Source organism: Bosea sp. RAC05 (assembly GCF_001713455.1).
Lineage (GTDB): Bacteria > Pseudomonadota > Alphaproteobacteria > Rhizobiales > Beijerinckiaceae > Allobosea.
In genome coordinates this window covers 2042964-2069172 of sequence record NZ_CP016464.1, presented here as the reverse complement: position 1 = coordinate 2069172, position 26209 = coordinate 2042964, and the positions used below count along the sequence as shown (strand labels likewise).

Here is a 26209-nt window from a genome sequence, read left to right as displayed (position 1 = left end):
TGCGCCAGCCGACGCCTGTTCCGAATCTGGCCTAGCCTAGTCGCGACTTCAACCGCGGGGCCGCGAAATCCAGAAAGGCGCGGATCTTCTGCGGCAGATACGGCTGATTTGCGTATACAATGTTGACGTCATACTGTGTCGGCATGAATTGATGCAGAATCTGAACCAGTTTCCCGGATTCGACCAAGTCTCTTATCTGATATGACAGCACGCGCGTTACGCCGAAACCCTCGGTTACCGCCTCGATCGCCGCTTGCGCCGTGTTGACGATCAGTCGGGAATGAATCGGCGCCACGAGAGCGACCTCGTCCCGGACAAAGCTCCATTCGGTGGGTGAATTCAGCCCCTCGAAGGTGACGCAGAGATGGGCGGCCAGATCTTCGGGAACTGATGGCGTGCCTCGCTCGGCAAAATAGCGAGGGCTGCCACAGACGGCGAACTGCGCCGAACCGATCTTCGACGCGTGCATGGAACTGTCCGGCAGGCGTCCAATCCGGACGGCCAGATCGATGTGCTCCTTGACGAGGTCGATCATCCGCTCAGGCACGCGATCCGCCAGCACGATGCGGGCATCGATCTCGGGGTAGGCCTTGAGGAATTCGGCCACCACCGGGACGAGGTGCATCCGTCCGAAAACCACCGGCGAGGCAATCGTGAGATTCCCGCGCGGCGCTCTGTATTCGCCCGCGACGGCTTTCTCCGCCTCTCGCAACTCCTCCAGAATCCGCTCGCAGGCCTCCACATAGGTCAAGCCCGCCTCGGTCAGCGCGAACTGCCGGGTCGACCGATTGAAGATGCGGGTCCCCAGGAAGGTTTCGAGATCCGAGATCTTGCGACTGACCGTGGCAAGGGGCACGCCGAGTTTTCGCCCTGCCGCAGAGAAGCTGCCCGCTTTGACGACCTCGAGAAGGATCGACATCGATTCCAGACGATCCATGTCTCTTCCAAATTCTGGGAGAATCCTTCTCGACATTGCCGACTGCCGGGCGAATTTGGAAGGGGCTACCTCCATGGACAGCAGGCCGTTCCGGCCGCGCCGTGAAGGGAACCGACCATGCCCCGCCTTGCCATCCCCGCATCCATCGAAGCCTCGCCGGCTGCCGCCCAGCCGCTTCTCGAAGCTGTCAAGAAGCAGATCGGCGTCGTGCCGAACCTGTTTCGCCTCGTCTCGAACAGCCCCGCCGCCCTGGAAGGCTATCTCGGCCTGTCGGGTGCCCTGGGCAAGGGCACCCTGCCTGCCCCGACGCGCGAGCGGATCGCTCTCGCCGTCGCCGAGATCAACGGCTGCGACTACTGCCTCTCGGCCCACACCTATATCGGCAAGAACATGGCCAAGCTGGACGATGCCGAGATGACCGCCAATCGCAGCGGCGCATCGAACGATCCCAAGGCCGATGCCGCCCTGCGCTTCGCCGCCGAGGTCGTCCGTCGACGGGGCCATGTGAGCGACGACGACGTCCGCGCGATCAAGGCTGCAGGGTATGACGACGCGCAGATCGTCGAGATCGTGCTGCACGTCGCCCTGAACACCTGGACGAACTATGTCAACAGCGTCGCCGAGACGACCATCGATTTCCCTGTCGTCACCGCCCGCAAGGCCGCCTGAAGCGCAGCCTGCCCGAAGACGCCCCAGACAACAGGAGAACCACCATGACCATGATCCCGTCGCGCCGGACCGCGCTGGCCACCGCCGCCCTCGGGCTCGCCTGGGCGAGCCTGGCATCCCCCGCCCTCGCGCAATCGCGCACCGGCGGCGCGCCGAACTCGATGTATGCCGGCATCGGCCTCAAGGGCTACGATCCGGTCGCCTACTTCACCGGCGGCAAGGCCGAGAGGGGCCTCGACACCATCACCGCGACGAATGCGGGGCTGACCTGGCGCTTTGCCAATGCCGCCCACAAGGCGGCCTTCGAGAAAGAACCCGCGAAGTACCTGCCCCAGTACGGCGGCTTCTGCGCCTGGGGGGTGGCGAACGGCAAGCTCTTCGACATCGATCCCGCCGATGGCTGGACGATTACCGACGGCAAGCTGTTCGTCGTGTTCAACGGCGACATCCTGAAGCTGTTCAAGGCGGACCAGACCGCCCTCGTCGCGAAGGCCGTGCAGAACTGGCCGAAGCTCAACCAGTAAGCAGCCCGAGAAACCGACACGCGGCGATCTCGCCCTGCGCGGGCTGCCGCGTGTCCCCTTCTTTCAGCCGCGCAAGGCCCGGCCCCAGCGCCAGACAAGGACGCCGACCATGATCGATCTTTCCCGCCGGGCCTTTGCCCGCACCCTGCTCGCTGCAGCGGCCGTTCCGGCGCTGCCGACCCTCGCACCCGCCCGCAGCACGAGCGCCCTGCCCTCGATCGCTCCCCTGGCGCGGATCCAGGTCGGCCGGTTCGAGGTGACGTTCCTGTCGGACGGCTTCATCGACTTTCCGTTTTCCCTGTTCACCGGAGCGCCTCCCGCAGCGGTCGAGCAGGCCGTCAGCTCGTTCTTCGCCGCCCGCCCGACGGGGGTCCGCTCCGGCTTCACCGTCTGGCTCATTCGCGATGGCGACCAGCTCGTTCTGGTCGACGCCGGCCCGGCCGGGACCGTGAGCAAGACATCCGGGCGGCTTCCCTCCGCTCTGGCGGCGATCGGCGTCAAGCCCGAACAGATCGACGCGGTCATCGTCACGCACATGCATGTCGACCACATCGCGGGCCTTGTCGCGGGCGGACGCGCCAATTTCCCGAATGCCGAGATCTATGTGGACCGGCGCGACATCAATCACTTCACCGACGCCGCGAAGGCCAATGCGGCCCCGGATCTGCTGAAGAGCAGTTTCGCGACGTCCCGGGAGGTGGTTGCGCTCTATCCGCGCCTGCAGCGCATCGATGGCGACCGCGAGATTGCGCGCGGCCTGTCGGTGTTCGATCTGGGCGGCCATACGCCGGGCCAGGTCGGCGTGCGGATCGAGGACGGCAAGGACAGCCTGCTGCTCGTGGCGGACATGCTGTTCCATCCCGCCGCGCACCCGGCCATCCCGGGCCTCGGGATTCTCTTCGAGCAGGACAAGGCGGCGGCGGACGCGGCCCGCGCCCGCTTTTTCCCGAAGGCCGCAGCCGAGAAGTCCCTCCTGGCCGCGACGCACATGCCGTTCCCGGGCCTCGGCCGGATCGTGAAGGATGGCAGCGGACTGCGCTGGCTGCCAGCCGACTGGGAATACGCGCTCTGATTGTGCCAGCGGCCTATGACGCGCTCAACGCGGCCCTGCATTTCGGCAAGCCGGTCATCGATGTCACGGCCGACGCATAGCCACCGCTACCGCTGAATGTCCCCTTTTCCCTTTCGTGATGGTGCCAATGACAAGCCGCCCTCCCTTGCCCCCGTTCACGGCAGATTCGGCCGCCCAGAAGGTCCGGCTGGCCGAGGATGCCTGGAACTCCCGCGAGCCTGAACGGGTTGCGCTCGCCTATACGACCGACAGCCTCTGGCGCAACCGCGTCGAGTTTCCAGTCGGCCGGGACGCGATCGTGGCCATGCTGGAGCGCAAATGGTCACGCGAGCTCGACTATCGGCTCATCAAGGAACTGTGGGCCTTCGACGGCAACCGGATCGCCGTCCGTTTCGCTTACGAGTGGCACGACGACAGCGGCCACTGGTTCCGCAGCTATGGCAATGAAAACTGGGAGTTCAGCCCGGACGGCCTGATGCGGCGTCGCCATGCCAGCATCAACGACATGCCGATCCGGACGGAGGATCGGAAGTTCCACTGGCCGCTGGGTCGCAGACCCGACGAACACCCGTCCCTGAGCGATCTCGGACTCTAGGGAGGTGACCATGAAAATGAGTGACGCTGTCTCCAGCGACATCGCCTTCACGCCGACCGTCAAAGCCATCCAGCAACGCAAGGGGTCACGCACGGGCTATGCGCGGATGGAAGCCGGCGGCTCGTGGCAGACGCAGGTCACACCGGCGCTGCAGTCGTTCGTGGAAGCCCAGACGAGCTTCTTCCTCGGCACCGCCAATGCGGATGGCCAACCCTATATCCAGCACCGCGGCGGCCCCAGAGGATTCCTGAGGGTCATCGACAGCAAGACCCTCGGCTTCGCGGATTTTTCCGGCAATCGCCAGTACATTTCCCAAGGAAACCTCGCGGACAATCCGAAGGCTTACCTGTTCCTGATCGACTACGCCCAACAACGGCGGATCAAGATCTGGGGCGAGGCTCGCGTCGTCGAGGGTGACGCCGATCTGACCGCGCAGCTGATGCCGGATGGCTACAGCGCGCGCCCCGAGCAGATCATGCTTTTCACCATCACGGCCTGGGACGCCAACTGCCCGCAGCATATCCCGCAGCGATTTGAGGCCGCCGATGTGGAAGCGGCCCTTGCCGACCGAGACGACCGCATCCGTCTGCTGGAGTTGGACGTCGCGCGACTGAAGGCCGATCTCGCCACACTCCGCTAGCGCCCTCCGGCGCGCCGCAGCGCGGCCGTCGCACCCCGCCTCACCCGCGCCCCTCATCGGCCCGGCGCATTTCCCACTGGCGGTTGAGGCGCAGCGCCAGCAGCGTGACCACGGCGCCTGACAGGAGATAGGCGCCGGCCGAGATCAGGCCGAACTGGGTCGAGAGCAGCAGCGCCGCCAGCGGCGCGAAGCCGGCGCCGAAGAGCCAGGCGAGGTCCGAGGTCAGCGCCGAGCCGGTGTAGCGATAGGTCGGCGAGAAGGCCGAGGCGACCGAGCCGGAGGACTGGCCGAAGGACAGGCCGAGCAGGATGAAGCCGCCGATCATGAAGACGAGTTCGCCAATGAGGCCGCCGTCGAGCAGCTGCGGTGCGAAGCCGCTGAACACCGCGATCGCGATGGCGCAGCCGCCGAGCAGCGCGCGCCGGCCGATCCGGTCGGCGATCAGGCCCGAGGCGACGATGGCGAGCGCGCCGAAGACCGCACCCACCGCCTCGATCACCAGGAAGCGCGCTGGCCCTTCGTTGGTGAACAGGAAGACCCAGGAGAGCGGGAAGACCGTGACCATGTGGAACATGGCGAAGCTCGCCAGCGGGGCGAAGGCGCCGATCACGACATGGCGCCCCTCGGCCCGCAGCGTGTCGACGATCTTCGTCGGCTGGAGTTCGCGCGTCTCGAACAGGTTCTGGTAGTCCGGCGTCACCACCATGCGCAGGCGGGCGAAGAGCGCCACGACATTGATCGCGAAGGCGACGAAGAAGGGATAGCGCCAGCCCCAGTCGTAGAAGTCCTCGGCCGAGAGATTGCCGACGAAGAAGGCGAAGAGTCCGCTGGCGACGATCAGGCCGAAGGGCGCGCCGAGCTGCGGGATCATCGCATACCAGCCGCGATGGCGCTGGGGCGCGTTGAGCGCGAGCAGCGAGGCGAGCCCGTCCCAGGTGCCGCCGAGCGCGATGCCCTGGCCGATGCGGGCGAGCGCGAGCAGCCAGATCGAGGCCGTGCCGATGCTCTCATAGCTCGGCAGGAAGCCGATGGCGCAGGTCGAGGTGCCCAGCAGGAACAGGGCGAGCGTCAGCTTGGCGCTCTTGCCGGCCTTGCGGTCGATCGCGGTGAAGATGACCGTGCCGAAGGGGCGCGCGATGAAGGCCAGCGCGAAGATCGCGAACGAATACAGCGTTCCCGTCAGCGGATCGGCGAAGGAAAAGACCAGCTTCGGGAAAACGATGACCGAGGCGATCGCATAGACGAAGAAGTCGAAGAACTCCGAGGTGCGGCCGATGATGACGCCGATCGCCATCTCGCCCGGGTTCACCTCGCCATGGCTCTCGCTGAGATGGCTGGCGTCGCGTTCCGCCGTGGTCGGCATCTGAGCCATGATCTGTCCCGTCGCGCATCGGTCTCACAAAAGCATGGTGCGTCGCACCATGCCGCGGCACCGGTCCTAGTGCCCCATCGGGCCTCCGGGCGGCATTGGGCAAATTGTCCAATGTTACCTTTGCTGCACCGCAGCTAGCTCTCCGGGCAAGCCGATCAGCGAAAGGTGTCTGCCTTGAGCCCCCTGCGTGTCCTCGCTTTGCTTCCCCTGCTCGCCGCGCTCGGCGGCTGCAACCTCGTGGTCATGGCGCCCTCGGGCGACATCGCCGCGCAGCAGCGCGACCTGATCGTGATCTCGACGGTGCTGATGCTGCTGATCATCGTGCCGGTGATGGCGCTGACGGTGTTCTTCGCCTGGCGTTACCGCGCCTCCAACAAGGAGGCGACCTACAAGCCGGACTGGAACCATTCGACCGGCCTCGAGCTGGTCATCTGGGCGGCGCCGCTCCTGATCATCATCGCGCTGGGCGCGCTGACCTGGATGGGCACGCATCTGCTCGACCCCTACCGCAAGCTCGACCGGATCGCCTCCGGCAAGCCGGTACCCGCGACCACCCGGCCGCTCGAGGTCGAGGTCGTCGCGCTCGACTGGAAATGGCTGTTCATCTACCCCGAGCAGGGCATCGCCACCGTCAACGAGCTCGCCGCTCCCGTCGACCGGCCGATCCATTTCAAGCTCACCTCCTCCTCGGTGATGAACTCCTTCTACATCCCGGCGCTGGCTGGCCAGATCTACGCAATGCCGGCGATGCAGACGCGGCTCCATGCCGTGATCAACCGGCCCGGCCGCTACCAGGGCTTCTCGGCCAATTACAGCGGCGCCGGCTTCTCCGGCATGCGCTTTTCCTTCCTCGGCATGAGCGAGGGCGATTTCGAGGGCTGGGTCGCCAAGACAAAGGAGAGCGACGCCCGGCTCGACCGCGCCGCCTATCTCCGGCTCGAGCGGCCGAGCGAGAACGTCGCGGTGCAGCGCTTCGGCGCGACCGAGCCGCGCCTGTTCGACGCCATCCGCAATCTCTGCGTCCAGCCCGGCAAGATGTGCATGAGCGAGATGATGGCGCTCGACGCCAAGGGGGGCCTCGGCCTCGCCGGCCTGCATACGACGCTGCCGCTGGCCTATGACAAGTATTCGCGCCGCGGCGGCAACCAGGCGCCCTTCGGCGAGGAGCCGCGCTTCATCGCCTCGATCTGCACGATCGAGGAGGCGAAGGCGATGATGGCCATGGCGCCGCCCGACACCGCCCCGCGCGACCTGACCCCGATCCGGGGCCTGGGCCTGACGCCTCCCCTGACAACGCTTGCCCCGTTGACGTTCGCCCCCCTGACGCCGCGCCGGCCGCAGACCTTCACCGAGCTGCTCGGCCTCGCCCGTTCGTCACAGTCCTGAAGCGAGAATCCCCGTGACCGACGCTTCCGTTGCCGCCACCTCTCCGATCTTCGGCAAGCTTACGCTCGCCGCCTTCCCGATCCACGAGCCGATCCTGGTCGCCACCTTCGCCGTCGTGGCGCTGGGCGGCGCGGCGGTGGTCGGCGCGCTGACCTATTACCGGCTCTGGGGCTGGCTATGGCGCGACTGGCTGACCAGCGTCGACCACAAGAAGATCGGGATCATGTACATGATCCTGGGTCTGGTGATGCTGCTGCGCGGCTTCGCCGACGCGGTGATGATGCGCATCCAGCAGGCGATCGCCTTCAACGGGTCCGAGGGCTATCTCAACGCCCATCACTACGACCAGCTCTTTACCGTCCATGGCGTGATCATGATCTTCTTCGTCGCCATGCCGCTGGTGACGGGGCTGATGAACTATGTCGTGCCGCTGCAGATCGGCGCGCGCGACGTCTCCTTCCCGTTCCTGAACAATTTCAGCTTCTGGATGACGACGGCCGGCGCGGTGCTGGTGATGATCTCGCTCTTCGTCGGCGAGTTCGCGCGCACGGGCTGGCTCGCCTACCCGCCGCTTTCGGGGATTTCCTACAGCCCGGAGGTCGGCGTCGACTATTACATCTGGGCGCTGCAGATCGCCGGCGTGGGCACGACGTTATCCGGCATCAATCTGATCTGCACGATCGTGAAGATGCGCTGCCCCGGCATGTCGCTGATGAAGATGCCGGTCTTCACCTGGACCTCGCTGTGCACCAACGTGCTGATCGTGGCGACCTTCCCGGTGCTCACCGCGGTGCTCGCCCTGCTGACGCTCGACCGCTATGTCGGCACCAACTTCTTCACGAACGACTTCGGCGGCAACCCGATGATGTACGTGAACCTGATCTGGATCTGGGGTCACCCGGAGGTCTACATCCTGATCCTGCCGGCCTTCGGCATCTTCTCCGAAGTCGTCTCGACCTTCTCGGGCAAGCGCCTCTTCGGCTACACCTCGATGGTCTACGCGACGGTGGTCATCACCATCCTGTCCTACCTCGTCTGGCTGCACCACTTCTTCACGATGGGCTCGGGCGCGAGCGTGAATTCCTTCTTCGGAATCACGACGATGATCATCTCGATCCCGACCGGGGCGAAGATCTTCAACTGGCTGTTCACGATGTATCGCGGCCGCATCCGCTTCGAGCTGCCGATGATGTGGACCATCGCCTTCATGCTGACCTTCGTCATCGGCGGCATGACCGGCGTGCTGCTCGCCGTGCCCCCGGCCGACTTCGTGCTGCACAACAGCCTGTTCCTGGTGGCGCATTTCCACAACGTCATCATCGGCGGCGTGCTCTACGGGCTCTTCGCCGGCATGATCTACTGGTGGCCGAAGGCGTTCGGCTTCCGCCTGCACCCGCTGCTCGGCAAGTTTTCCTTCTGGTTCTGGACGCTCGGCTTCCTGTTCGCCTTCATGCCGCTCTATGTGCTCGGCCTGATGGGCGTGACGCGGCGGATGCGCGTCTTCGACGATCCCTCGCTGCAGATCTGGTTCATCATCGCCGGCTTCGGCGCCTTCCTGATCCTGCTCGGCATCGTCAGCTTCATCGCCCAGATCGCCTACAGCATCTGGAAGCGCGACGAGCTGCGCGACCTGACCGGCGACCCCTGGGACGGGCGCACACTGGAATGGGCGACGTCCTCGCCGCCGCCGGCCTACAACTTCGCCTTCACCCCGGTGGTGCACGACAACGACGCCTGGACCGACATGAAGCGCCGCGGCTATGTCCGGCCGGTCGAAGGCTTCAAGCCGATCCACATGCCGAAGAACACGCCGACCGGCCTCGTGCTGGCGGGGATTTCGGTGGCGCTCGGCTTCGCGCTGATCTGGCACATCTGGTGGCTGGCGGCGGTGTCCTTCGCGGCGATCCTGGTGGTCGCGATCGCCCACAGCTTCAACTACCACCGCGATTTCCACATTCCCGCAGAGGAGGTCGTCGCCGCGGAGAATGCGCGCACCCGCCTGCTCGCGGGATCGGGGGCCTGACATCATGGCATCGACGATGACCGTTCCGCAGGGCGGCGACGCGCCCGTCTTCTATCTCAAGGACGAGCACCCGCATCCCGAGGGGCACAGCACGCCGCTGGGCTTCTGGCTCTACCTGATGAGCGACTGCCTGATCTTCGCGATCCTGTTCGCGATCTACGGCGTGCTCGGGGCGAACTATGCGGCGGGTCCCGCGCCGAAGGACCTGTTCGACCTCAACCTCGTCGCGATCAACACCGCGATGCTGCTCTTCTCCTCGATCACCTTCGGCTTAGCCATGCTGGAGATGGCGAAGGGCAAGGTCGCGGCGACGCAAGGCTGGCTGGCGGTGACGGGGCTGTTCGGCCTCGCCTTCCTCGCCATAGAGCTCTACGAGTTCCACCACCTGATTTCGCTCGGCGCGACGCCGCAGCGCAGTGCCTTCCTCTCCTCCTTCTTCGTGCTGGTGGGCACGCACGGGCTGCACGTCGCCTTCGGCCTGGTCTGGCTGACGGTGCTGATGGTGCAGGTCGCGCGGCACGGCCTGATCGCCGCCAACCGCCGGCGCATGTTGTGCCTGAGCATGTTCTGGCACTTCCTGGACGTCATCTGGATCGGCGTCTTCACCTTCGTCTACCTGATGGGGATGCTGCGATGAGCTCCGAGACGAACGCCCAGCACCAGCCGGGCTACGAGCCCCATCCCGAGGACGAGGCCCACGGCTCCTTCCGCGGCTACATGACCGGCTTCGTGCTGTCGGTGATCCTCACCGCCATCCCGTTCTGGCTGGTGATGTCCGGCGCGCTCGGCAACAACCAGCTCACCGGCTTCGTGGTGATGGGCTTCGCCGTCGTCCAGATCATCGTGCACATGATCTACTTCCTGCACATGAACGGCCGTGTCGAAGGCGGCTGGACGCTGCTGGCGCTGGTCTTCACCGTGATCGTCGTGGTGATCACGCTCGCCGGGTCGCTGTGGGTGATGTACCACCTCAACACCAACATGATGCCGGTGCACGACATGAGGCAGATGCCGTGACCTCCGCCGCCGCGGCCCGCGCGCCGCGGTCGCGCGCGGTCCTGGTCGTCGTCGCGCTGGTCGCGCTCGCGGGGATCGCCGGCTTCACGCGGCTGGGGGTCTGGCAGGTCGAGCGGCTGTTCTGGAAGAAGGCGCTGATCGAGCGGGTCGAGGCGCGCATCCATGCCGCCCCCGTCGCCGCGCCGGGGCCTGCCGCCTGGCCCGACATCGAGCAGGCGGAATACACCCGCGTCGCGCTGACCGGCCGCTTCCTCAACGATCGCGAAGCGCTCGTGCAGGCGGTGACGGAGCGCGGCGCCGGCTCCTGGGTGCTGACGCCGCTGGTCACCGCTTCCGGCTTCACGGTCCTGATCAATCGCGGCTTCGTGCCGCCGGAGCGGCGCGAGCGCGCCAGCCGTGCGCAGGCGCTGGCGGAGGGCCCTGTCACCGTCACCGGGCTGCTGCGGCTCAGCGAGCCCGGCGGCGGGTTCCTGCGGACGAACGCACCGGCCGAGGACCGCTGGCACTCCCGCGACGTCGCGGCCATCGCCGCCGCGCGCGGCCTGACGCCGGTCGCGCCCTATTTCGTCGATGCCGACGCCACGCCCAACCCCGGCGGCTTTCCCGTGGGCGGGCTGACGGTGGTCCGCTTCTCGGACAACCATCTCGTCTATGCGGTGACCTGGTTTGCGCTCGCGGCCATGCTCGCGGGCGCGCTGGGCTTCGTGCTACGCCACGAATTCAGGCTGCGGCGGGCGCGGGAGCAGGCCCATTAGGTTCCAGGACACCACCAACCAGACAAACCTGCTGCTGCTGGTGCAACTGCGCTGGCTCGCCGTGGGCGGCCAGGTCGTCACCATCCTCTTCGTCGACCAGGTGCTCGGGATCGCCCTGCCGCTGGGCGAGATGATGCTCGTTCTGCTACTGCTGATCCTGCTCAACCTGGCGAGCCTCCTGCGCCACCGCCGCGTCGAGGCCGATGTCCGCAATGCCGAATTGTTCGGCGCGCTGCTGTTTGATCTCGGCGCGCTGACGACGCAGCTCTATCTTGCCGGCGGCGCCAGCAATCCCTTCATTTCGCTCTATCTGCTCCAGATCGGGCTGGCGGCAGTGCTGCTCGAGCGCTGGTCGACCTGGGTCCTGGTCGGACTGGCGAGCCTCGGTTTCGTCGCGCTGATGGGCGCGCATCGGCCGCTCGCGCTGCCGGTCGCGCTCGATGACGGCGTGCCGCGGCTCTATCTCCAGGGCGTCTTCGTCTGCTTCCTGATCGCCGCGGCGCTGCTCGTGCTGTTCCTGCAGCGGATCAGCCGGAATCTCCGCATCCGCGACGAAAAGCTCGCCGATCTGCGCCAGCGCGCGGTCGAGGAGGACCATATCGTCCGGATGGGCCTGCTCGCCTCGGGCGCGGCCCATGAACTCGGCACGCCGCTCTCGACCCTGTCCGTCATCGTCAACGACTGGCGCCGGATGCCGGTGTTCAAGGCCAAACCGGAGCTGATCGCCGAGATCGGCGAGATGCAGGCCCAGCTCGACCGCTGCAAGACCATCGTCTCCGGCATCCTGATGTCGTCGGGCGAGACCCGGGCCGAAAATCCGGGCTGGACCACCGTGCGCGGCTTCGTCGACGAGCTGATCGAGCAATGGCGCTCGCACCGGTCGCCGATGCGGCTCGACTATGCCAACGCCTTCACCCCGGACGAGCCCATCGTTTCCGACCCCGCCCTCAGGCAGGTGCTCGGCAACCTGCTCGACAATGCGCAGGAGGCCTCGCCCCATGCGATGGCGGTGCGCGTCGAACGGCGGGGCGAGGACCTCGCCATCATCGTCGCCGATGAGGGGCCCGGCTTCCCCGACGAGATCCTGGCCGGGCTCGGCAAGCCCTATCGCTCGACCAAGGGGCGTCCCGGCGGCGGGCTCGGCCTGTTCCTCGTCAGCAACGTCATGCGCAAGTTCGGCGGCACGCTGAACGCCCGCAATCGCGAACAGGGGGGCGCCTGCGTCACCGTGACCTTGCCCCTCGCCGCCCTCTCGCCCGTACAGGTCTCCGAGGAGGATGCCCGATGAGCGACGACAAGACGCTCCTGATCGTGGAGGACGACCCGGCCTTCGCGCCGGTACTGCGCCGCTCCTTCGAGCGCCGCGGCTATGTGGTTGAGCATTGCGACGGCCTCGAGAGCCTGCGGGCGCTGCTCGAGACGACAAGGCCCGGCTATGCCGTGGTCGATCTCAAGGTCGTCGGCGGCTCGGGGCTGGAATGCGTGCGGCTGCTGCACGAGCGCAACCCCGAGACGAAGATCGTGGTGCTGACGGGCTTCGCCAGCATCGCCACGGCGGTGGAGGCGATCAAGCTCGGCGCCTGCCACTACCTCGCCAAGCCGGCCAACACCGACGATATCGAGGCCGCCTTCGACAAGACCGACGGTGACGCGGAAGTGCCGCTGACCCAGCGCCAGACCTCGCTCAAGAACCTCGAATGGGAGCGCATTCACGAGACGCTGGTGGAGAGCGACTTCAACATCTCCGAGACGGCCCGGCGGCTGGGCATGCACCGGCGCACGCTGGCCCGGAAGCTCGAGAAGCGCCGCCTGACCTGAGACCCTCGACCGCAAATATATGACGGCGAAGCGGCTGAATCAGCCCATCCCGGCCTTGTCCGGCTGCCGCCTTCCCCGGATTGTCACGTGGCTCACGGACACTGCCCACGACGACGTCTCGACCCTGGGGGAGGATGCGATGCGGCTTGCCGTCTACAATGTCGAAAACCTGTTCGATCGCGCCAAGGCGATGAATCTGGAGAGCTGGGCCGAAGGCCGCCCGGTTCTGGAGCGTTTCGCGGCGCTGAACGCGCTGCTCGGCCAGCCCGGCTACAGCGCGGCCGACAAGGCGCGGATGGTCGCGCTCATCGTCGAACTCGGCCTGGAGAACTCCGACACCGGGCCCTTCGTGCTGCTGCGGCGCAACCGCGGCGGGTTGCTGAAGCGCCCCAAGACCGGCGGCGTCGAGATCGTGGCGGACGGACGGGCCGACTGGGTCGGCTCGCTCGAACTGCGCGACGAACCGATCGACGAGCACGCGATGCGTAACACCGCCCGCGTCATGGCGGACCTCCAGGCGGATGTGCTCGGTGTGGTCGAGGCCGAAAGCCGGCCGGCGCTGTCCGCCTTCAACCGCGAGATCGTGACGGCGGTCGGCGGCCAGCCGTTCCGTCATGTCATGCTGATCGACGGCAATGACGAGCGCGGGATCGATGTCGGGCTGATGAGCCGCAACGGCTATCCGATCGGCGCGATGCGCAGCCATGTCGATGACCTGACGCCCGCGGGCGTGCCGGTGTTCTCGCGCGATTGCCCGGAGTTCGAGCTGACGACGCCGGGCGGGGCGCGGCTCGTGGTGATGGTCAACCACTTCAAGAGCAAGGGCTTCGGCAGCCAGGCCAGCTCCAATGCGCGGCGCCGGGCCCAGGCCGAGCGCGTCGCCGCGATCTATGAGGGCCTGATCGCGAGCGGGGTCGAGCATGTGGCGGTTATGGGCGATCTCAACGACACGCCCGGCAGCGCGCCGCTGCAGCCGCTGGTCGAAGGCACCTCGCTCAAGGATATCTCCGCCCACCCCACCTTCGACGATGGCGGCTTTCCCGGAACCTATGGCGCGAGTTCCGCCGGCAACAAGATCGACTACATCCTCCTGTCGCCGGCGCTGTTTGCCCGGGTGACGGGTGGCGGCATCTTCAGGAAGGGGATGTGGCCCGGCGTGAAGCCCCGGAAATGGGAGGCCTATGCGGAGCTCAAGCGCCCCCAGGATGCGGCCTCCGACCATGCCGCGCTCTGGGTCGATCTCGCGCTCTGACGACGGCAGCCGCCGCTCGCGCTCCCCCCGCGGCGTCGGCCCCTGACGGGAGCTGACAGCCGCTGTCGTCATTCTGCCCATCTGAAACCCGATCGGCTCCCGCGCGTTGATCCGCGATCGCCGCCGCGGCGTAGGCAGTGTTTGGGGTGGAACATCATGGGCGACATCATCGACAGGGCCGGCGACACGGCGGCCTCCGGCCTGCTGGAACGCTTCTCCAGCCTGCACGACTGGCGCCGCCAGGTGGCCGACCTCTATGCCGCGATCCGGGCGATGCCCGGCGAGGAGGGCTGGGAGCATTGGCGCAGCGTCCGCGACCGGCTGTTCCGCGAACATCCGCAATCGCCACTCTCCACGACGCGGCGCGCGCAGTTCCGCGGTATCGATTGCTTCGCCTATGACCCCGCGCTCCGGTTCACCGTCGCCACCGTGCCGGCCCGTGAGCGCGAGACGATCCGCGTCGAGGCCGGCAAGGACGGCACGATGACGTTGCTCCCCTTCGCCCTGACGGACGGGCTCGCGCAACCGCTGGGCAAGGAACTCACACTGTACTGGATCGAAAGCTATGGCGGCGGCGTCTTCCTGCCCTTTGGCGATGCGACCAATGGCCGGGAGAGCTTTGCCGGCGGCCGCTACCTGCTCGACACGATCAAGAGCGCCGACCTCGGCAGCGACGGCGCGGGCCGGCTGATCCTCGACTTCAACTTCGCCTATTACCCCTCCTGCGCCTATTCCGAGGCCTGGGTCTGCCCGCTCTCGCCGCCGGAGAACCGCCTGCCGGGCGCGATCCGGGCCGGCGAGCGCGATGCCATCCGCTGAAGCGCTGCGAACCCCGGTGACGCGTGATCCCGCCCGCGGGCGGGATCACGCGTCTTTGTCCTGCCCCATCCTTGCATCGGGCCCCACCCCCGTTAGCCTGACCTCACGAGCCCTCGGAAGGAATTCAGCCATGCGCCTTGTCAGAACGCTCTTGGGGGCCGCAGCGCTGCTGGCGGCCGGTCTGTCCGCAGCCTCCGCGCAGACGATCAAGATCGGCTCGAAGAACTTCACCGAGCAGTTCGTCGTCGCCGAACTCTACGGCGCCGCGCTGGAAGCCGCCGGGTTCAAGGTCGAGCGCAAGATCAATCTCGGCGGCACGCTGGTGGCGCATGAGGCGCTGAAGAGCGGCGCGATCGACCTCTATCCCGAATACACCGGCACCGGCCTCAACGCCGTGATGAAGGCGCAAGGGGTGACCGAGACCGACCCCGAGAAGGTGCGCAACATGGTCAAGGCCTTCTACGAGAAGGAGTTCAACCTGACCTGGCTGAAGCCGTCGAACATCAACAACGGCTATGCGATCGTGGTCCGGCCCGAGACGGCGAAGGAATTCAACCTCAAGACGCTGAGCGATCTCGGCAAGGCCTCGTCCAAGCTCCGGCTCGGGGCGGGCACGGAGTTCGTCGACCGCCGCGACGGCATCAAGGGGCTGAAGGAGGTCTACGGGGCGGAATTCGCCGAGTTCAAGCAGTTCGCGGCGCTGCGGCTGCGCTACGAGGCGCTGAACCAGAAGCAGATCGAGGTCGCCAACGGCTTCTCGACCGACTGGCAGATCGCGGCGGACAAGTTCGTCGCGCTCGATGACGACAAGGCGCTGTTCCCGCCCTATTTCCTCGCGCCCGTCGTGCGCCCCGAGATCGCGGCCAACGCCAAGATCGTCGCGATCCTCGAGAAGATCGGCGCCGCTCTCGACAATCCGACGATGCAGGAGCTCAACCGCCAGGTCGAGGTCGACAAGAAGGAGCCGCGCACGGTGGCAGCCGCCTTCCTCAAGGCCAAGGGGCTGGTGAACTGAGCGCGGCTGCGGAGGCAGGCGGGCTTTCGCAACGCCACCCCGAGGTCGTCATCGGCGGCGAGGCGATCGGCCACGAGACCGTTGCGGCGATCGCTCTCGACTACGCGCCGGTCCGTCTGCATGAGTCGGTCGGCCCACGTCTGTCCGCCGCGCGTGCCGTGGTGCTGCGGGCGCTCGAACGGGGCGACAGCGTCTACGGGCTGACGACCGGGCTGGGAGCGGCGGTCGATACCCGCCTCGACGCTGATGCCATTCCCGCCTTCCAGGCCCGCGCCATCCGGGCGCGCGCCGTCGGCGTCGGTGAGCCCCTCTCGACGGTCGGGGTGCGCGCCCTGCTGGCGGCGCGGCTCGTCGCGATCTGTCATGGTGCGTCTGGCCTCTCGCCAGCACTGGCGAAGACGATCGCCGCGATGCTGAACGCGGGCGTCCACCCCGTGGTGCGTCGGATCGGCTCGCTCGGGCAGGCCGATCTCAGCCCATTGGCGCAGGCCTTCCTGCCGCTGATCGGCGAGGGCGAGTGCGAATTCCGGGGCGTCCTCCTGCCCGGCGACGAGGCGATGGCGGCGGCCGGGATTGCGCTGCCTGTGCTCGGCCCCAAGGACGGGCTCGCTTTGCTCAACGCCAATGCCCAGAGCGTCGGGCTGGGCGCTCTGGCGGTCGATGCGATGAACAAGGCGCTCGACGCGGGCTTCATGGCTGGTGCGCTCTCGCTCGAAGCCTTCCGCGCCAATCTCTCGCCGCTCGACGAGGGGCTGGCGGACATGCGGCCGCTTCTCGGCCACCGCGCCGGGGCCGCTTGGCTGCGCGGCCTGCTGGCCGGCAGCGACCTGTTCGAACCCGGTACGGCGCGGCGGCTGCAGGACCCCTTGTCCTTCCGCTGCCTCGCCCCCGTCGCCGGCCATGCGCGCAACGCCGTCGCAGCAGCCAGCCATGCCGTCGAGAATGAACTCGCCAGCGCGCCCGATAGCCCGGCCGTGCTGGTCGAGCGCGATCTCCTGCTCTCCAGCGTCAATTTCGACACGACCGAACTCGCCCTGACCTTCGAGGCCGCCGGTCTCGCGCTTTCCCATCTGGCGGCGACCTCGACCGCGCGGATCGTCAAGCTGATGAACGCCGGCATGAGCGATCTGCCGCGCTTCCTGACGCGGCATGGCGGCTCGCATTCCGGCTTCGCGACGACGCAGAAGACCGCCGCGGCGCTGGAGGCCGAGATCCGCCATCTCGCCCTGTCACTCGGCGCCATGACCCTGCCCGTCGCCGACGGCGTCGAGGATTACGCGCCGATGACGCCGGCGATCGTCGAGAAGACGCTTGCCATTGCCCGGCGCCTGACCCGGCTCGCGGCGGTCGAACTCGTGGTGGCCGCGGAGGCCGTCGATCTGCGCGGCACCATCACGCTCGGCCGCGGAACCGCCGTCGCGCACGCTTTCGTCCGCGACCATGTCGCCCGGCTCGACGACGACCGGCCGATGGGGCGTGACTACGAGGCGCTGGCGCTCGCAATCGAGGCCGGCGATCTCTTGCGGGCCGGCCTGGCCTGGCTGCCCGAGATCGACCCATGAGCTGGATGATCGAGAACTGGGACCGGCTGCTGATCGCGCTGTGGGAGCATATCCAGCTCGTCGGCGTCGGGCTGGCGATCGCGCTCGCCATCGGCCTGCCGCTCGGCGTGCTCTCGGCGCGGCGGCCGGGCTTCGCGCTCATCGTGCTGCTGGTTTCGGGCGCGCTCTACACCGTGCCGGCGCTGGCGATCTTCGCGCTGCTGATCCCCTATCTGGGCCTGGGCTTCTGGCCGGCGATCGTGGCGCTCGTCGCCTATGCGCTCCTGATCATCATCCGCAATGTCGCGACCGGCCTGCAGGAGATCTCGCCCGACATCCTCGATGCCGCCGACGGCATGGGCTATGGCCGCTGGCGCCGGCTCTTCGCCATCGAGCTGCCGCTGGCGCTCCCCGTCATCATCGCCGGCATCCGCATCACCGTCGTCACGCAGGTCTCGGTCGCGACGGTAGCCGCCTTCATCAATGCCGGCGGCCTCGGCGACATCATCTTCCAGGGCATCACCCAGGATTTCGGCGAGAAGGTCGTGGTCGGCGCCGTCGTGACCTCGGCGCTGGCGGTGCTCTGCGACGAGAGCCTGCGCCGGGTCGAGCTGCGGCTGCGCGCCAACCAGGCGGAGGCCGCCTGATGACCCAGTGGATCGCCGCCAACCCCAAAATCTTCATCGTCGCGCTGCAGAATCATCTCTGGCTGACAGGCGTGGCGCTGTCCGCCGTGCTGCTGATCGCCCTGCCGCTCGGCCTCCTGCTGACTCGCCAGCGCCGCTTCGCCAACGCCGCCATGGCGATCGTCAACATCCTGCGGACGGTGCCCTCGCTGGCGCTGCTGGTGATCATGCTGCCGCTGCTGGGCACCGGCTTCCTGCCCTCGGTGGTGGCGCTGACGCTCTATGGGCTGCCGGCGCTGCTGCTCAACACCTATACCGGCCTGACCGAGGTCGATGCCGACATCGTCGACGCCGCGCGCGGACAGGGATTTTCCGATGCCCAGGTGATGACGCGCATCGAAATCCCGCTGGCGCTGCCGGTGATCTTCGCCGGCATCCGCACCGCGGCGGTGCAGATCGTCTCGGCGGCGACGCTCGCCGCCTTCATCGGCGGCGGGGGGCTCGGTGAACTGATCACCGCCGGCATGGCGAATTTCAACTTCCCGCAGCTGATCGCCGGCGCCGTCGCGGTCGCCCTGCTCGCGCTCACGGTCGAGATCGGCTTTGCGGGGATCGAACGCCTGATGACACGCCAGCTGCGGATGGGAGCCTCATGACGATCCGGCTGGAGAAGGTCACCAAGCTGTTTCCCGGCGTCGCCAAACCGGCCGTGGACGCGCTCGACCTGACGATCGAGAGCGGACAGGTCTGCGTGCTGATCGGCCCCTCGGGCTGCGGCAAGACCACGACCATGCGGATGGTCAACCGGCTGATCGAACCGACTTCGGGGCGCATCTTCGTCGGCGAGCAGGACGTCAAACAGGCCGATCCGGTCGAACTGCGCCGCCATATCGGCTATGTCATCCAGCAGATCGGCCTGTTTCCGCATATGACGATCGCGCAGAACGTGGCGACCGTGCCCAAGCTGCTCAGCTGGGAGCCGGCACGCATCAGGGCGCGCGTGGCGGAGATGCTGGAGCTCGTCGGGCTCGATCCGGCGCAGTTCCTCGATCGCTATCCGCGCCATCTCTCGGGCGGGCAGCGCCAACGCGTCGGCGTGGCCCGCGCGCTCGCGGCCGACCCGCCGGTGATGCTGATGGACGAGCCTTTCGGCGCCGTCGACCCGATCGTGCGCGGGCGGCTGCAGGAGGAGTTCCTCGCGATCCTGAAGCGGCTGAAGAAGACGGTCATCCTCGTCACCCACGATATCGACGAGGCGATCCGCATGGGCGACGTCGTCGCGATCCTGAAGGATGGGCGGCTCGTGCAGTACGACACGCCCGACCGGCTGCTGGCGGCGCCCGCCAACGACTTCGTCGCGGATTTCGTCGGCGCCGACCGGGCCCTGCGCCGGCTCTCGCTGGTGCGCGCGACGGAAGCCGTCGAGCCCGGCGAGGCGGCGGACGGCTTTGCGCTGCCGGGCGCGCTCTCGGTGCGGGAGGTGCTGTCGGCGCTTCTGGCCGAGGGCCGCGAGGCGGCAACGATCAGGGCCGAGGACGGGACGGCGCTGGGGCAGATCACGCTCGCAGGGATACGGGCGCGGAGTGCGGGGACGACACTGTCCTGACCGTCATTGCGAGCGCAGCGAAGCAATCCAGGCCGGCTCGCTCGGTGGCCCCTGGATTGCTTCGCTGCGCTCGCAATGACGGCCCGTTTCGCCTCAGCCCGGCAGGAGGTAACCGGCGGCATCCGCCGCGTCCGCCTCTTCGACCAGCACGCGGTAGCCTTGCGGCTCAACGGCGGCGAAGCCGGACAGCCGCAACCGGGCGAGGATCGCGCCTGCCTCCTCGTCCTGATGCGCGGCCAGCAGCACCGCCCGCAACCGCGCGACGACCGCCTCCCCGACGCCGTCCGAGGCGACCAGCAGCGGCATCGGGCGCAGCGCCGTCGTTTCGACGATACGCAGCCGCGCGGCAGTCTGCGGCTCAGCCGCCCGCAGCAGATCATGGAAGTAGGAATCGAGCGGGCCGATATCGATCTCGTCGGCCAGCAGCGCATCAATGACGCGCCGCGGCGTCAGCAGCGGGCCGATACTCTTCGCATAGAGCGGCCCCCTCGCCTGCCAGTGCGGCAGCAGATGCGTGCGCAGCGCGTTGAAGCCCGATTGCGAATGCGCAACCGTCCAGCCGAGGCGGCGGCCGAAGCTGTCCGCGAGCGTGGCGATGTCGCTGTCGGCCCGCACGACGAGATGGCTCGCGTAGAGCGGGCGGCCATCGCCCGAGGCGGGAACGGGCGCGGCGACAAGCCTTACGGGGAAGCCACCGCGCGCGAAGGGATAGCCGCAGATGAAGGCGAGGCCGAGATCGGCGCGGCGCCAGAGGTCCTCCAGCGGCGCCGGTGCGGCATGCGGGATGACCGTGAGCGGCACGCCGGCCATCTGCGCGATGCGGGCGAAGAGCGCCGTCCAGGTCGCCGCCGTCGCGGCATCGACGGCATACATGCGGGCGTTGGCAATGAGCCTCACGCGTAGCGCAGCCTCTGGCCGAGGCCCATGGTCTTGGCCTTCTCCAGCATGAAATGGCCGAGCGCGATGTCCGAGAGCGAGAGGCCTCGGTGCCAGAACAGGATGGTCTCGTCGTCGCGCTCGCGACCGGCTTTCAGGCCGGCGACGATCTGGCCCATCTCGGCATGGAGCGTCTGTTCGGAGAGCTTGCCGGCCTCGACATGGGCGCGCAGGCTGCCGAAGGGGCCGCCCTTGCACTGGCCCCAATCGTCGACGACGAGCTTGTCCATGATGTCGGTCAGCGAGAGCTCGACCGCGCTCATCGTGCCATAGGGCACGACGAAGGCGCCGGGCTTGATCCAGTCGGTCTTCAGCATCGGCTCCGGCGCGTTCAGCCGGGAGGCCTCGACGACGATGTCGGCGCCCTCGACGCAGCTCTGCCAATCCTGCGTGACGACCACGCGCTTGCCGAGATCGGCCGAGAGGCGGGCCCCGAAGGCCTCGCGGCTTTCCGGGCGACGGGAATGGACGCGGATCTCGTCGAAATCGAACAGGGAATCGAGCAGCCGCACGTTCCAGTAGGCGGTGCCGCGGGCGCCGACATGCCCCAGCACCTTGGAGCCCTTGCGGGCGAGATACTTGGCACCGATCGCGGTGATCGCGCCGGTGCGCATATCGGTGAGATGGCTGCCGTCGACGATCGCGGTCGGCACGCCGGTCAGCGGGTCCATCAGCAACAGCAGCCCCATCTCGGAGGGCAGGCCCTGCTTGTAGTTGTCGACGTAGTCGCCGATCACCTTGACCCCGGCGCGGGCGATCGGCGCCCGGAAGGCGCCGCGCAGCACGTTGAAATGGCCGTTGGCGCCGGCCTTCGGCATCAGATGGACGCGCGGTTCGATCTCGGTCTGGCCGCGCCCCTGCGCGGCAAGACCGGCCTCGACGGCGGCAATGATCTCCGCATCGGTGAGCTTGAGCGCCTCGACGTCGAGCGCGTTGAGGAAGTCGATATAGAGCGGCGGGTGGGACACGCGGCAGACCTCGGCGACGGTTCGGGGGCGGGTGACGCCCGACAATACACGCCCCGCGCCTGCCGCCACGGGCTTTCGGCGCGCCAGCGCATGCCTGGCGGGCGGAGCGCCCGCGCTGCCCGCGACGCTGGCAAGGTCCTTGCTGCGGCCCGCCGCGGGGGAACAATCACGCTCGGTTTAGGACATCGCATGGACGCCTTCACCATGATCATCCTCGCCTGCGTCGCGGGCGAGCCGACATGCACCTTCGCCCGCGTCGCAGAGACGCAGTTCACCAGCATCGAGGCCTGCGAGGCGCGCATCGACGCGATCGCGACCGAGATGACGCGCAAACTCGCGCAGCGGCCGGAACTCAAGGGCCGCGCCGTGACCTACGACGTGAGCTGCATGGACCGGACACAGCTGCTGCACAGCTTCGGGATCGCCGATCGCGAGATCTGAGGCCAGTCGCCAGTCACGGGTGGGACAACCTGCGAAGCGCAGCCACATCCTTCAAAGAGATGACGGCAGCCGTGCCGCATCAGGAATCCTATGCTAACCAGCCCGACAGCAGGCCCGAAGCGCTTGCCGCTCCTGCGCCTTTCGCGATACTCTGGACATGCTTCAGAAACATGATCGACTGCTCGTTGTGCAACCGCGTGCCCAGGCTCCTGCGCTCCAGGCTAGTCGCCGACAGGGCGCGGACTTGATGCACGACAGGCATTCAACAGGCGCCGCGCCGAAAACGATCGTCGTCTCGGCGCTGTCCTCATGCCGCGGCGCCTTGACGGCGGTGGCGCTGTTCTCCGGCATCGTCAACATTCTGATGCTGTCGGCGTCGTTCTACATGCTGCAGGTCTATGACCGTGTGCTGAACTCGCGCAGCGTCGCCACGCTGGTCGGCATCTCCCTGCTGCTGCTGGCAGCCTATTGCCTGCAAGGGTTCCTCGACGCGATCAGGGTGCGGATGCTGGCGAGGATCGGCGCGCGCTTCGACGAACAGGTTTCACCCGCGGCCTTCGCCGCGACCCAAAGGTTGCCACTGCTCGGCTTCGGCGCGGACAAGGCGCTGCAGCCGATCCGCGACCTCGACCAGATTCGCGGCTTTCTCTCGTCTCTAGGGCCCACGGCGTTCTTCGACATGCCGTGGATGCCGCTGTTCTTCGCCGGCTGTTTCCTGCTGCATCCCTGGCTCGGCTGGCTGACGGTGGCAGGCGGCGTCGTGATGGTGGTGCTGACCTATCTGACGGAAGCCGGAAGCCGCGAGGCGACGCGAGCGATGATGGGCAGCGGCCTGGCACGGCAAGGCATCGCCGAATCCAGCCGCCGCAACGCCGAGGCGATGACCGCCATGGGCATGGGGCCGGCCTTCCAGGCCCAATGGCGCCAGGCCAACCGGCGCCATGTGCGTGATTGGCTCGCCGGCTCCGATGCCACCAGCGGGCTCGGCGCCTTCGCCAAGGTGTTTCGCCTGATGCTGCAATCGGCTGTTCTGGGGCTGGGTGCCTACCTCGTCATCCTTGGCGAGCTGACGGGTGGCGCGATGATCGCGGCCTCGATCATGACCTCGCGCGCGCTGGCCCCGATCGAGATCGCCGTCGCGCACTGGAAGGGTTTCGTCGCGGCCCGGCAGAGCCTGACACGCCTGAAGCAGGTGCTGGGCGCTCCGCAATTCGAACAGCGGGACCGCATGGCGCTCCCTGCGCCTACGCGCGCGCTCAGCGCGGAAAACCTGATCGTCGCGGCGCCGGGCCTGCAGACCCCGATCCTCACCGGGGTTTCGCTGCGGCTCGAGGCCGGGCAGGGTCTCGGCATCGTCGGCCCCAGCGCCTCAGGCAAATCGACGCTGGTGCGCACACTCGTCGGCGCCTGGCCGGCTCTGAAGGGCGACGTCCGGCTCGACGGGGCCAGTCTCGATCAGTGGGACCCGCAGGAGATCGGGCGTCACATCGGCTATCTTCCGCAGGATATCGAGCTGTTCGAGGGCACGGTCGCGGAGAACATCGCCCGCTTCGATCCCGACGCCAGCGGCGCCTCGGTCGTCGCCGCCGCCCAGGCGGCCGGCGCGCACGACCTCATCGTCAAGCTCACGAAGGGCTACGACACCCGGATCGGCGAAGGCGGCGCCTCGCTGTCGGCCGGCCAGCGGCAGCGTGTCGGCCTGGCGCGCGCGCTGTATGGCGATCCTTTCCTCGTCGTGCTCGACGAGCCGAACTCCAATCTCGATCAGGCCGGCGACGAGGCGCTGACCGCGGCCGTGAGGGGCGTCAGGGCACGCGGCGGCATCGTCATCGTCGTCACCCATCGCCAGACGGCCATCGCCGGCGTCGACCATATCGCCATGATGCAGGACGGACGCTGCAAGGCGTTCGGCCCCAAGGAAGAGATCCTCCAGAAAATCATGAAGCAGGGCGGGCTGCCGGGCGTGCAACGCCAGACGGCGGCGTCATGATGCGACCACGCCAGCAGGATGACGAATCCTCCGAGTTCCGGCGCTCGCTGCGCAGGCTCACCGTTATGGGGAGTGCGGGCGTGCTCCTGTTTGCCGGCACGCTGGGCGTCTGGGCGGTGACGACGACGCTCTCGGGCGCCGTCATCGCGACCGGCCAGTTCGTGGTCGATGGCAACGTCAAGAAGGTTCAGCACGCAACCGGCGGCATCGTCGGCGAGTTGAAGGTCCGCGAAGGCGATCGCGTCGAGCAAAACCAGTTGTTGATCCGGCTCGACGACACGATCGCACGCGCCAACCTGCAGATCGTGACCAAGCAGCTCAGCGAGTTCGCGGCGCGGCGTGGGCGCATCGAGGCCGAGCGCGACGGGCGCGAGCGCATCACCATCCCGCCCGAGCTGGCCGGGCGGATCAGCGAGCCGGAGATCGCGGAGCTGGTCGCCGCCGAGCAGGCGCTTTTCGTCGCGCGGCGGGCCGCGCGGGAGGGACTGAAGGCGCAGCTCGCCCGGCGCATGAGCCAGCTCGAAAACGAGATCGCCGGAGCCCGCGCACAGCAGCACGCGCGGGACCGCCAGGCCACGCTGATCGAAATCGAGCTGGCGGCCGTGGCGCAGCTCTACGAGAAGAACCTCGTCTCCCTGAGCCGCAAGACCGCGCTGGAGCGTGAGGCGGCCAACCTCGACGGGCAGCGCGGGCAATTGATCGCCTCCGTGGCGCAAAGCGAGGGCAAGATCGCGGAGACGCAGCTCCAGATCTTCCAGATCGACGACACGCTGCGCGAGGAGGTGATGAAGGAGCTGCGCGAGATCCAGAGCAAGAGCGCCGAACTGATCGAGCGCCGCGTCGCGGCCGAAGACCAGCTGAAACGCATCGACATCCGCGCGCCCAATGCCGGCTTCGTCCACCAGCTGGCCGTGCACACCGTCGGTGGCGTGATCAGCCCCGCCGAGCCGGCGCTGCTGATCGTCCCGTTCGAGGAGGCGCTCCAGGTCGAGGCTCGGGTCAATCCGCCCGACATCGACCAGCTCGCGCCCGGCAGCCCGGCGCAGGTCAAGATTCGCGCCTTCAACCAGCGCCAGACGCCCGAACTCGCGGGAACGGTCAGCCGCATCTCGCCCGACACGGTCCGGGATCAGCAGACCGGCGCCGTCTTCTACACCATCCGCGTGTCGATTCCCGCGACGGAACTGGCCCGCCTGGCGCCTCTCCAGGTCGCGCCGGGGATGCAGGCCGACGTCTTCGTCAAGACCGAGGATCGCACGCCGCTGGCATTCATCGTCAAGCCGCTGATGGACCAGTTCGCCAGGACTTTCCGGGAACGCTGAGCGCGAGAGGGCGACAGGCGGGCGCGGCATGTTGCCGGCACGCAACGAGGCCCTGCAAAGCCCTGTGGATCGCACCGATGTGATGTGGCCCGGATTGCGCCTGTGGCCGGACTCTGACAGAAAATTGAGGAGATGTTGACGTTTTCGCGTCAGCTTTTTGCCGTCCGCTCCCTTCTTGCCGCCGCCCGAGGTCCCGATGAACCGCTTCTTCCGTATGGCCACGCTGAGTGGTCTTGGCCTGCTCGCCCTCGCGACCACCGCCCGCGCCGAGATCGACCCGCTGACGCGCCAGCCGCTGTTCGTGTTCGAAGATCCGGCCAAGGCGCAGGCCACCGCGATCCCGCGCGAGATCGTCTCCTATGACGGCAAGCAGCGCCCCGGGACGATCGTGATCAACACCAGCGAGCGCCGCCTGTATCTGGTCATGCCGGACGGCAAGGCGATGCGCTACGGCGTCGGCGTCGGCCGCCCCGGCTTCGACTGGGCCGGCTCGCAGAGCATCACCCGCAAGCAGGAATGGCCGACCTGGACGCCGCCGGCCCAGATGCTGAAGCGCCGCCCCGACCTGCCGCGCTTCATGCCCGGTGGCCCGGAGAACCCGATGGGCGCCCGCGCGCTCTATCTCGGCTCGACGCTCTACCGCATCCACGGCTCGAACGAGCCGGAGACGATCGGCCAGGCCGTCTCCTCCGGCTGCATCCGCATGCTCAACGAGGACGTGATCGACCTCTACGAGCGCGTGAAGGTCGGCACCCGCGTCGTCGTCGCGCGCTGAGCCGAGACGTCCGCTCCCTTCCGAAAGGGCCGTCCTCCGGGGCGGCCCTTTTTCATTGGCGCCCCGGGCTGGCATCCTGCTTGCGTGCAGATGGGCCCGGCCTCTGTCAG

Annotated in this window: 27 protein-coding genes; 23 read left to right on the top strand and 4 right to left on the bottom strand. The window is 67.7% G+C overall.

From position 1 onward, the window contains the following. Positions 1 to 31 precede the first annotated feature (31 nt). A complete protein-coding gene (locus BSY19_RS13260; protein ID WP_069054582.1) occupies positions 32 to 937 on the bottom strand; it encodes a LysR family transcriptional regulator in 906 nt (301 codons plus the stop codon). A 117-nt stretch (positions 938 to 1054) separates the two neighbouring features. Between BSY19_RS13260 and BSY19_RS13255 the strand changes: the two genes are divergently transcribed. The 5 genes from BSY19_RS13255 (at position 1055) to BSY19_RS13235 (ending at position 4437) form a co-directional block, all read left to right on the top strand. Next, on the top strand, positions 1055 to 1606 hold the full coding sequence (locus tag BSY19_RS13255; protein ID WP_069054581.1) for a carboxymuconolactone decarboxylase family protein: 552 nt from the start codon (positions 1055 to 1057) through the stop codon (positions 1604 to 1606). A gap of 44 nt (positions 1607 to 1650) precedes the next feature. Then, the gene (locus tag BSY19_RS13250) at positions 1651 to 2130 is read left to right on the top strand and encodes a YHS domain-containing (seleno)protein (protein WP_083247582.1); all 480 of its coding nucleotides are present in this window, start codon (positions 1651 to 1653) and stop codon (positions 2128 to 2130) included. Between the two features lie 109 nt (positions 2131 to 2239). Further along, positions 2240 to 3202: an MBL fold metallo-hydrolase gene (locus tag BSY19_RS13245; protein WP_069054580.1), complete on the top strand. Its 963-nt coding sequence runs from the start codon at positions 2240 to 2242 to the stop codon at positions 3200 to 3202. A 127-nt stretch (positions 3203 to 3329) separates the two neighbouring features. Continuing rightward, the gene (locus tag BSY19_RS13240) at positions 3330 to 3797 is read left to right on the top strand and encodes a nuclear transport factor 2 family protein (protein WP_069054579.1); all 468 of its coding nucleotides are present in this window, start codon (positions 3330 to 3332) and stop codon (positions 3795 to 3797) included. 10 nt (positions 3798 to 3807) lie between these two features. Then, the gene (locus tag BSY19_RS13235) at positions 3808 to 4437 is read left to right on the top strand and encodes a pyridoxamine 5'-phosphate oxidase family protein (protein ID WP_069054578.1); all 630 of its coding nucleotides are present in this window, start codon (positions 3808 to 3810) and stop codon (positions 4435 to 4437) included. Positions 4438 to 4477: 40 nt separating this feature from the next. Here the strand turns inward: BSY19_RS13235 and BSY19_RS13230 are convergent, their stop codons facing one another. Beyond that, positions 4478 to 5809: an MFS transporter gene (locus BSY19_RS13230; RefSeq protein ID WP_069054577.1), complete on the bottom strand. Its 1332-nt coding sequence runs from the start codon at positions 5807 to 5809 to the stop codon at positions 4478 to 4480. Positions 5810 to 5983: 174 nt separating this feature from the next. On the opposite strand from BSY19_RS13230, the gene cyoA reads away from it, so the two are divergent. From cyoA to BSY19_RS13160, 14 genes are all read left to right on the top strand, one after another. Continuing rightward, a complete protein-coding gene (gene cyoA / locus BSY19_RS13225) occupies positions 5984 to 7195 on the top strand; it encodes a ubiquinol oxidase subunit II (protein ID WP_069054576.1) in 1212 nt (403 codons plus the stop codon). 13 nt (positions 7196 to 7208) lie between these two features. Continuing rightward, positions 7209 to 9218 (top strand): cytochrome o ubiquinol oxidase subunit I, encoded by a 2010-nt coding sequence (gene cyoB / locus BSY19_RS13220; RefSeq protein WP_069054575.1) that lies wholly within the window; start codon positions 7209 to 7211, stop codon positions 9216 to 9218. Between the two features lie 4 nt (positions 9219 to 9222). Continuing rightward, positions 9223 to 9855 carry a cytochrome o ubiquinol oxidase subunit III gene (gene cyoC / locus BSY19_RS13215; protein WP_069057071.1) on the top strand — a complete coding sequence of 211 codons (633 nt, stop codon included), beginning with the start codon at positions 9223 to 9225 and terminating at the stop codon, positions 9853 to 9855. Further along, complete coding sequence (cyoD, locus tag BSY19_RS13210; RefSeq protein ID WP_069054574.1) at positions 9852 to 10235, top strand: cytochrome o ubiquinol oxidase subunit IV; 384 nt, start codon at positions 9852 to 9854, stop codon at positions 10233 to 10235. The genes cyoC and cyoD overlap by 4 nt, the downstream gene beginning before the upstream one ends. Further along, a complete protein-coding gene (locus BSY19_RS13205; protein WP_069054573.1) occupies positions 10232 to 10990 on the top strand; it encodes an SURF1 family protein in 759 nt (252 codons plus the stop codon). Before cyoD ends, BSY19_RS13205 begins: the two co-directional genes overlap by 4 nt. Before the next feature lie 40 nt (positions 10991 to 11030). After that, positions 11031 to 12278 (top strand): ATP-binding protein, encoded by a 1248-nt coding sequence (locus BSY19_RS13200; RefSeq protein WP_236840526.1) that lies wholly within the window; start codon positions 11031 to 11033, stop codon positions 12276 to 12278. Further along, on the top strand, positions 12275 to 12808 hold the full coding sequence (locus BSY19_RS13195; RefSeq protein WP_069054572.1) for a response regulator transcription factor: 534 nt from the start codon (positions 12275 to 12277) through the stop codon (positions 12806 to 12808). The genes BSY19_RS13200 and BSY19_RS13195 overlap by 4 nt, the downstream gene beginning before the upstream one ends. Before the next feature lie 139 nt (positions 12809 to 12947). Further along, the gene (locus BSY19_RS13190; RefSeq protein ID WP_069057070.1) at positions 12948 to 14060 is read left to right on the top strand and encodes an endonuclease/exonuclease/phosphatase family protein; all 1113 of its coding nucleotides are present in this window, start codon (positions 12948 to 12950) and stop codon (positions 14058 to 14060) included. A 156-nt stretch (positions 14061 to 14216) separates the two neighbouring features. Continuing rightward, positions 14217 to 14879, top strand: coding sequence for a DUF1684 domain-containing protein (locus BSY19_RS13185; protein ID WP_083247581.1), 663 nt, complete (start codon positions 14217 to 14219; stop codon positions 14877 to 14879). Between the two features lie 130 nt (positions 14880 to 15009). Next, a complete protein-coding gene (locus BSY19_RS13180) occupies positions 15010 to 15894 on the top strand; it encodes a glycine betaine ABC transporter substrate-binding protein (RefSeq protein ID WP_069054571.1) in 885 nt (294 codons plus the stop codon). After that, entirely contained in the window at positions 15891 to 17456 is a 1566-nt protein-coding gene (locus BSY19_RS13175; RefSeq protein ID WP_083247580.1) for an HAL/PAL/TAL family ammonia-lyase, read from the top strand. Before BSY19_RS13180 ends, BSY19_RS13175 begins: the two co-directional genes overlap by 4 nt. Continuing rightward, a complete protein-coding gene (locus BSY19_RS13170; protein ID WP_069054569.1) occupies positions 17453 to 18082 on the top strand; it encodes an ABC transporter permease in 630 nt (209 codons plus the stop codon). Before BSY19_RS13175 ends, BSY19_RS13170 begins: the two co-directional genes overlap by 4 nt. Beyond that, positions 18082 to 18717: an ABC transporter permease gene (locus BSY19_RS13165; protein WP_069054568.1), complete on the top strand. Its 636-nt coding sequence runs from the start codon at positions 18082 to 18084 to the stop codon at positions 18715 to 18717. The genes BSY19_RS13170 and BSY19_RS13165 overlap by 1 nt, the downstream gene beginning before the upstream one ends. Then, the gene (locus tag BSY19_RS13160) at positions 18714 to 19667 is read left to right on the top strand and encodes an ABC transporter ATP-binding protein (RefSeq protein WP_069054567.1); all 954 of its coding nucleotides are present in this window, start codon (positions 18714 to 18716) and stop codon (positions 19665 to 19667) included. Before BSY19_RS13165 ends, BSY19_RS13160 begins: the two co-directional genes overlap by 4 nt. Before the next feature lie 93 nt (positions 19668 to 19760). Here BSY19_RS13160 and BSY19_RS13155 read toward each other — a convergent pair whose 3' ends face one another. Further along, positions 19761 to 20564 carry a phosphate/phosphite/phosphonate ABC transporter substrate-binding protein gene (locus BSY19_RS13155; protein WP_150129605.1) on the bottom strand — a complete coding sequence of 268 codons (804 nt, stop codon included), beginning with the start codon at positions 20562 to 20564 and terminating at the stop codon, positions 19761 to 19763. After that, positions 20561 to 21571: an ornithine cyclodeaminase family protein gene (locus tag BSY19_RS13150; RefSeq protein WP_069057068.1), complete on the bottom strand. Its 1011-nt coding sequence runs from the start codon at positions 21569 to 21571 to the stop codon at positions 20561 to 20563. Before BSY19_RS13150 ends, BSY19_RS13155 begins: the two co-directional genes overlap by 4 nt. 189 nt (positions 21572 to 21760) lie before the next feature. Between BSY19_RS13150 and BSY19_RS13145 the strand changes: the two genes are divergently transcribed. From BSY19_RS13145 to BSY19_RS13130, 4 genes are all read left to right on the top strand, one after another. Then, on the top strand, positions 21761 to 22012 hold the full coding sequence (locus tag BSY19_RS13145) for a hypothetical protein (protein WP_069054565.1): 252 nt from the start codon (positions 21761 to 21763) through the stop codon (positions 22010 to 22012). A gap of 157 nt (positions 22013 to 22169) precedes the next feature. Beyond that, complete coding sequence (locus BSY19_RS13140) at positions 22170 to 24002, top strand: type I secretion system permease/ATPase (RefSeq protein WP_236840525.1); 1833 nt, start codon at positions 22170 to 22172, stop codon at positions 24000 to 24002. Beyond that, positions 23999 to 25324: an HlyD family type I secretion periplasmic adaptor subunit gene (locus BSY19_RS13135; RefSeq protein WP_236840524.1), complete on the top strand. Its 1326-nt coding sequence runs from the start codon at positions 23999 to 24001 to the stop codon at positions 25322 to 25324. The genes BSY19_RS13140 and BSY19_RS13135 overlap by 4 nt, the downstream gene beginning before the upstream one ends. A gap of 196 nt (positions 25325 to 25520) precedes the next feature. Then, positions 25521 to 26099 (top strand): L,D-transpeptidase, encoded by a 579-nt coding sequence (locus BSY19_RS13130; protein ID WP_069054563.1) that lies wholly within the window; start codon positions 25521 to 25523, stop codon positions 26097 to 26099. The last annotated feature ends 110 nt before the right edge of the window (positions 26100 to 26209 follow it).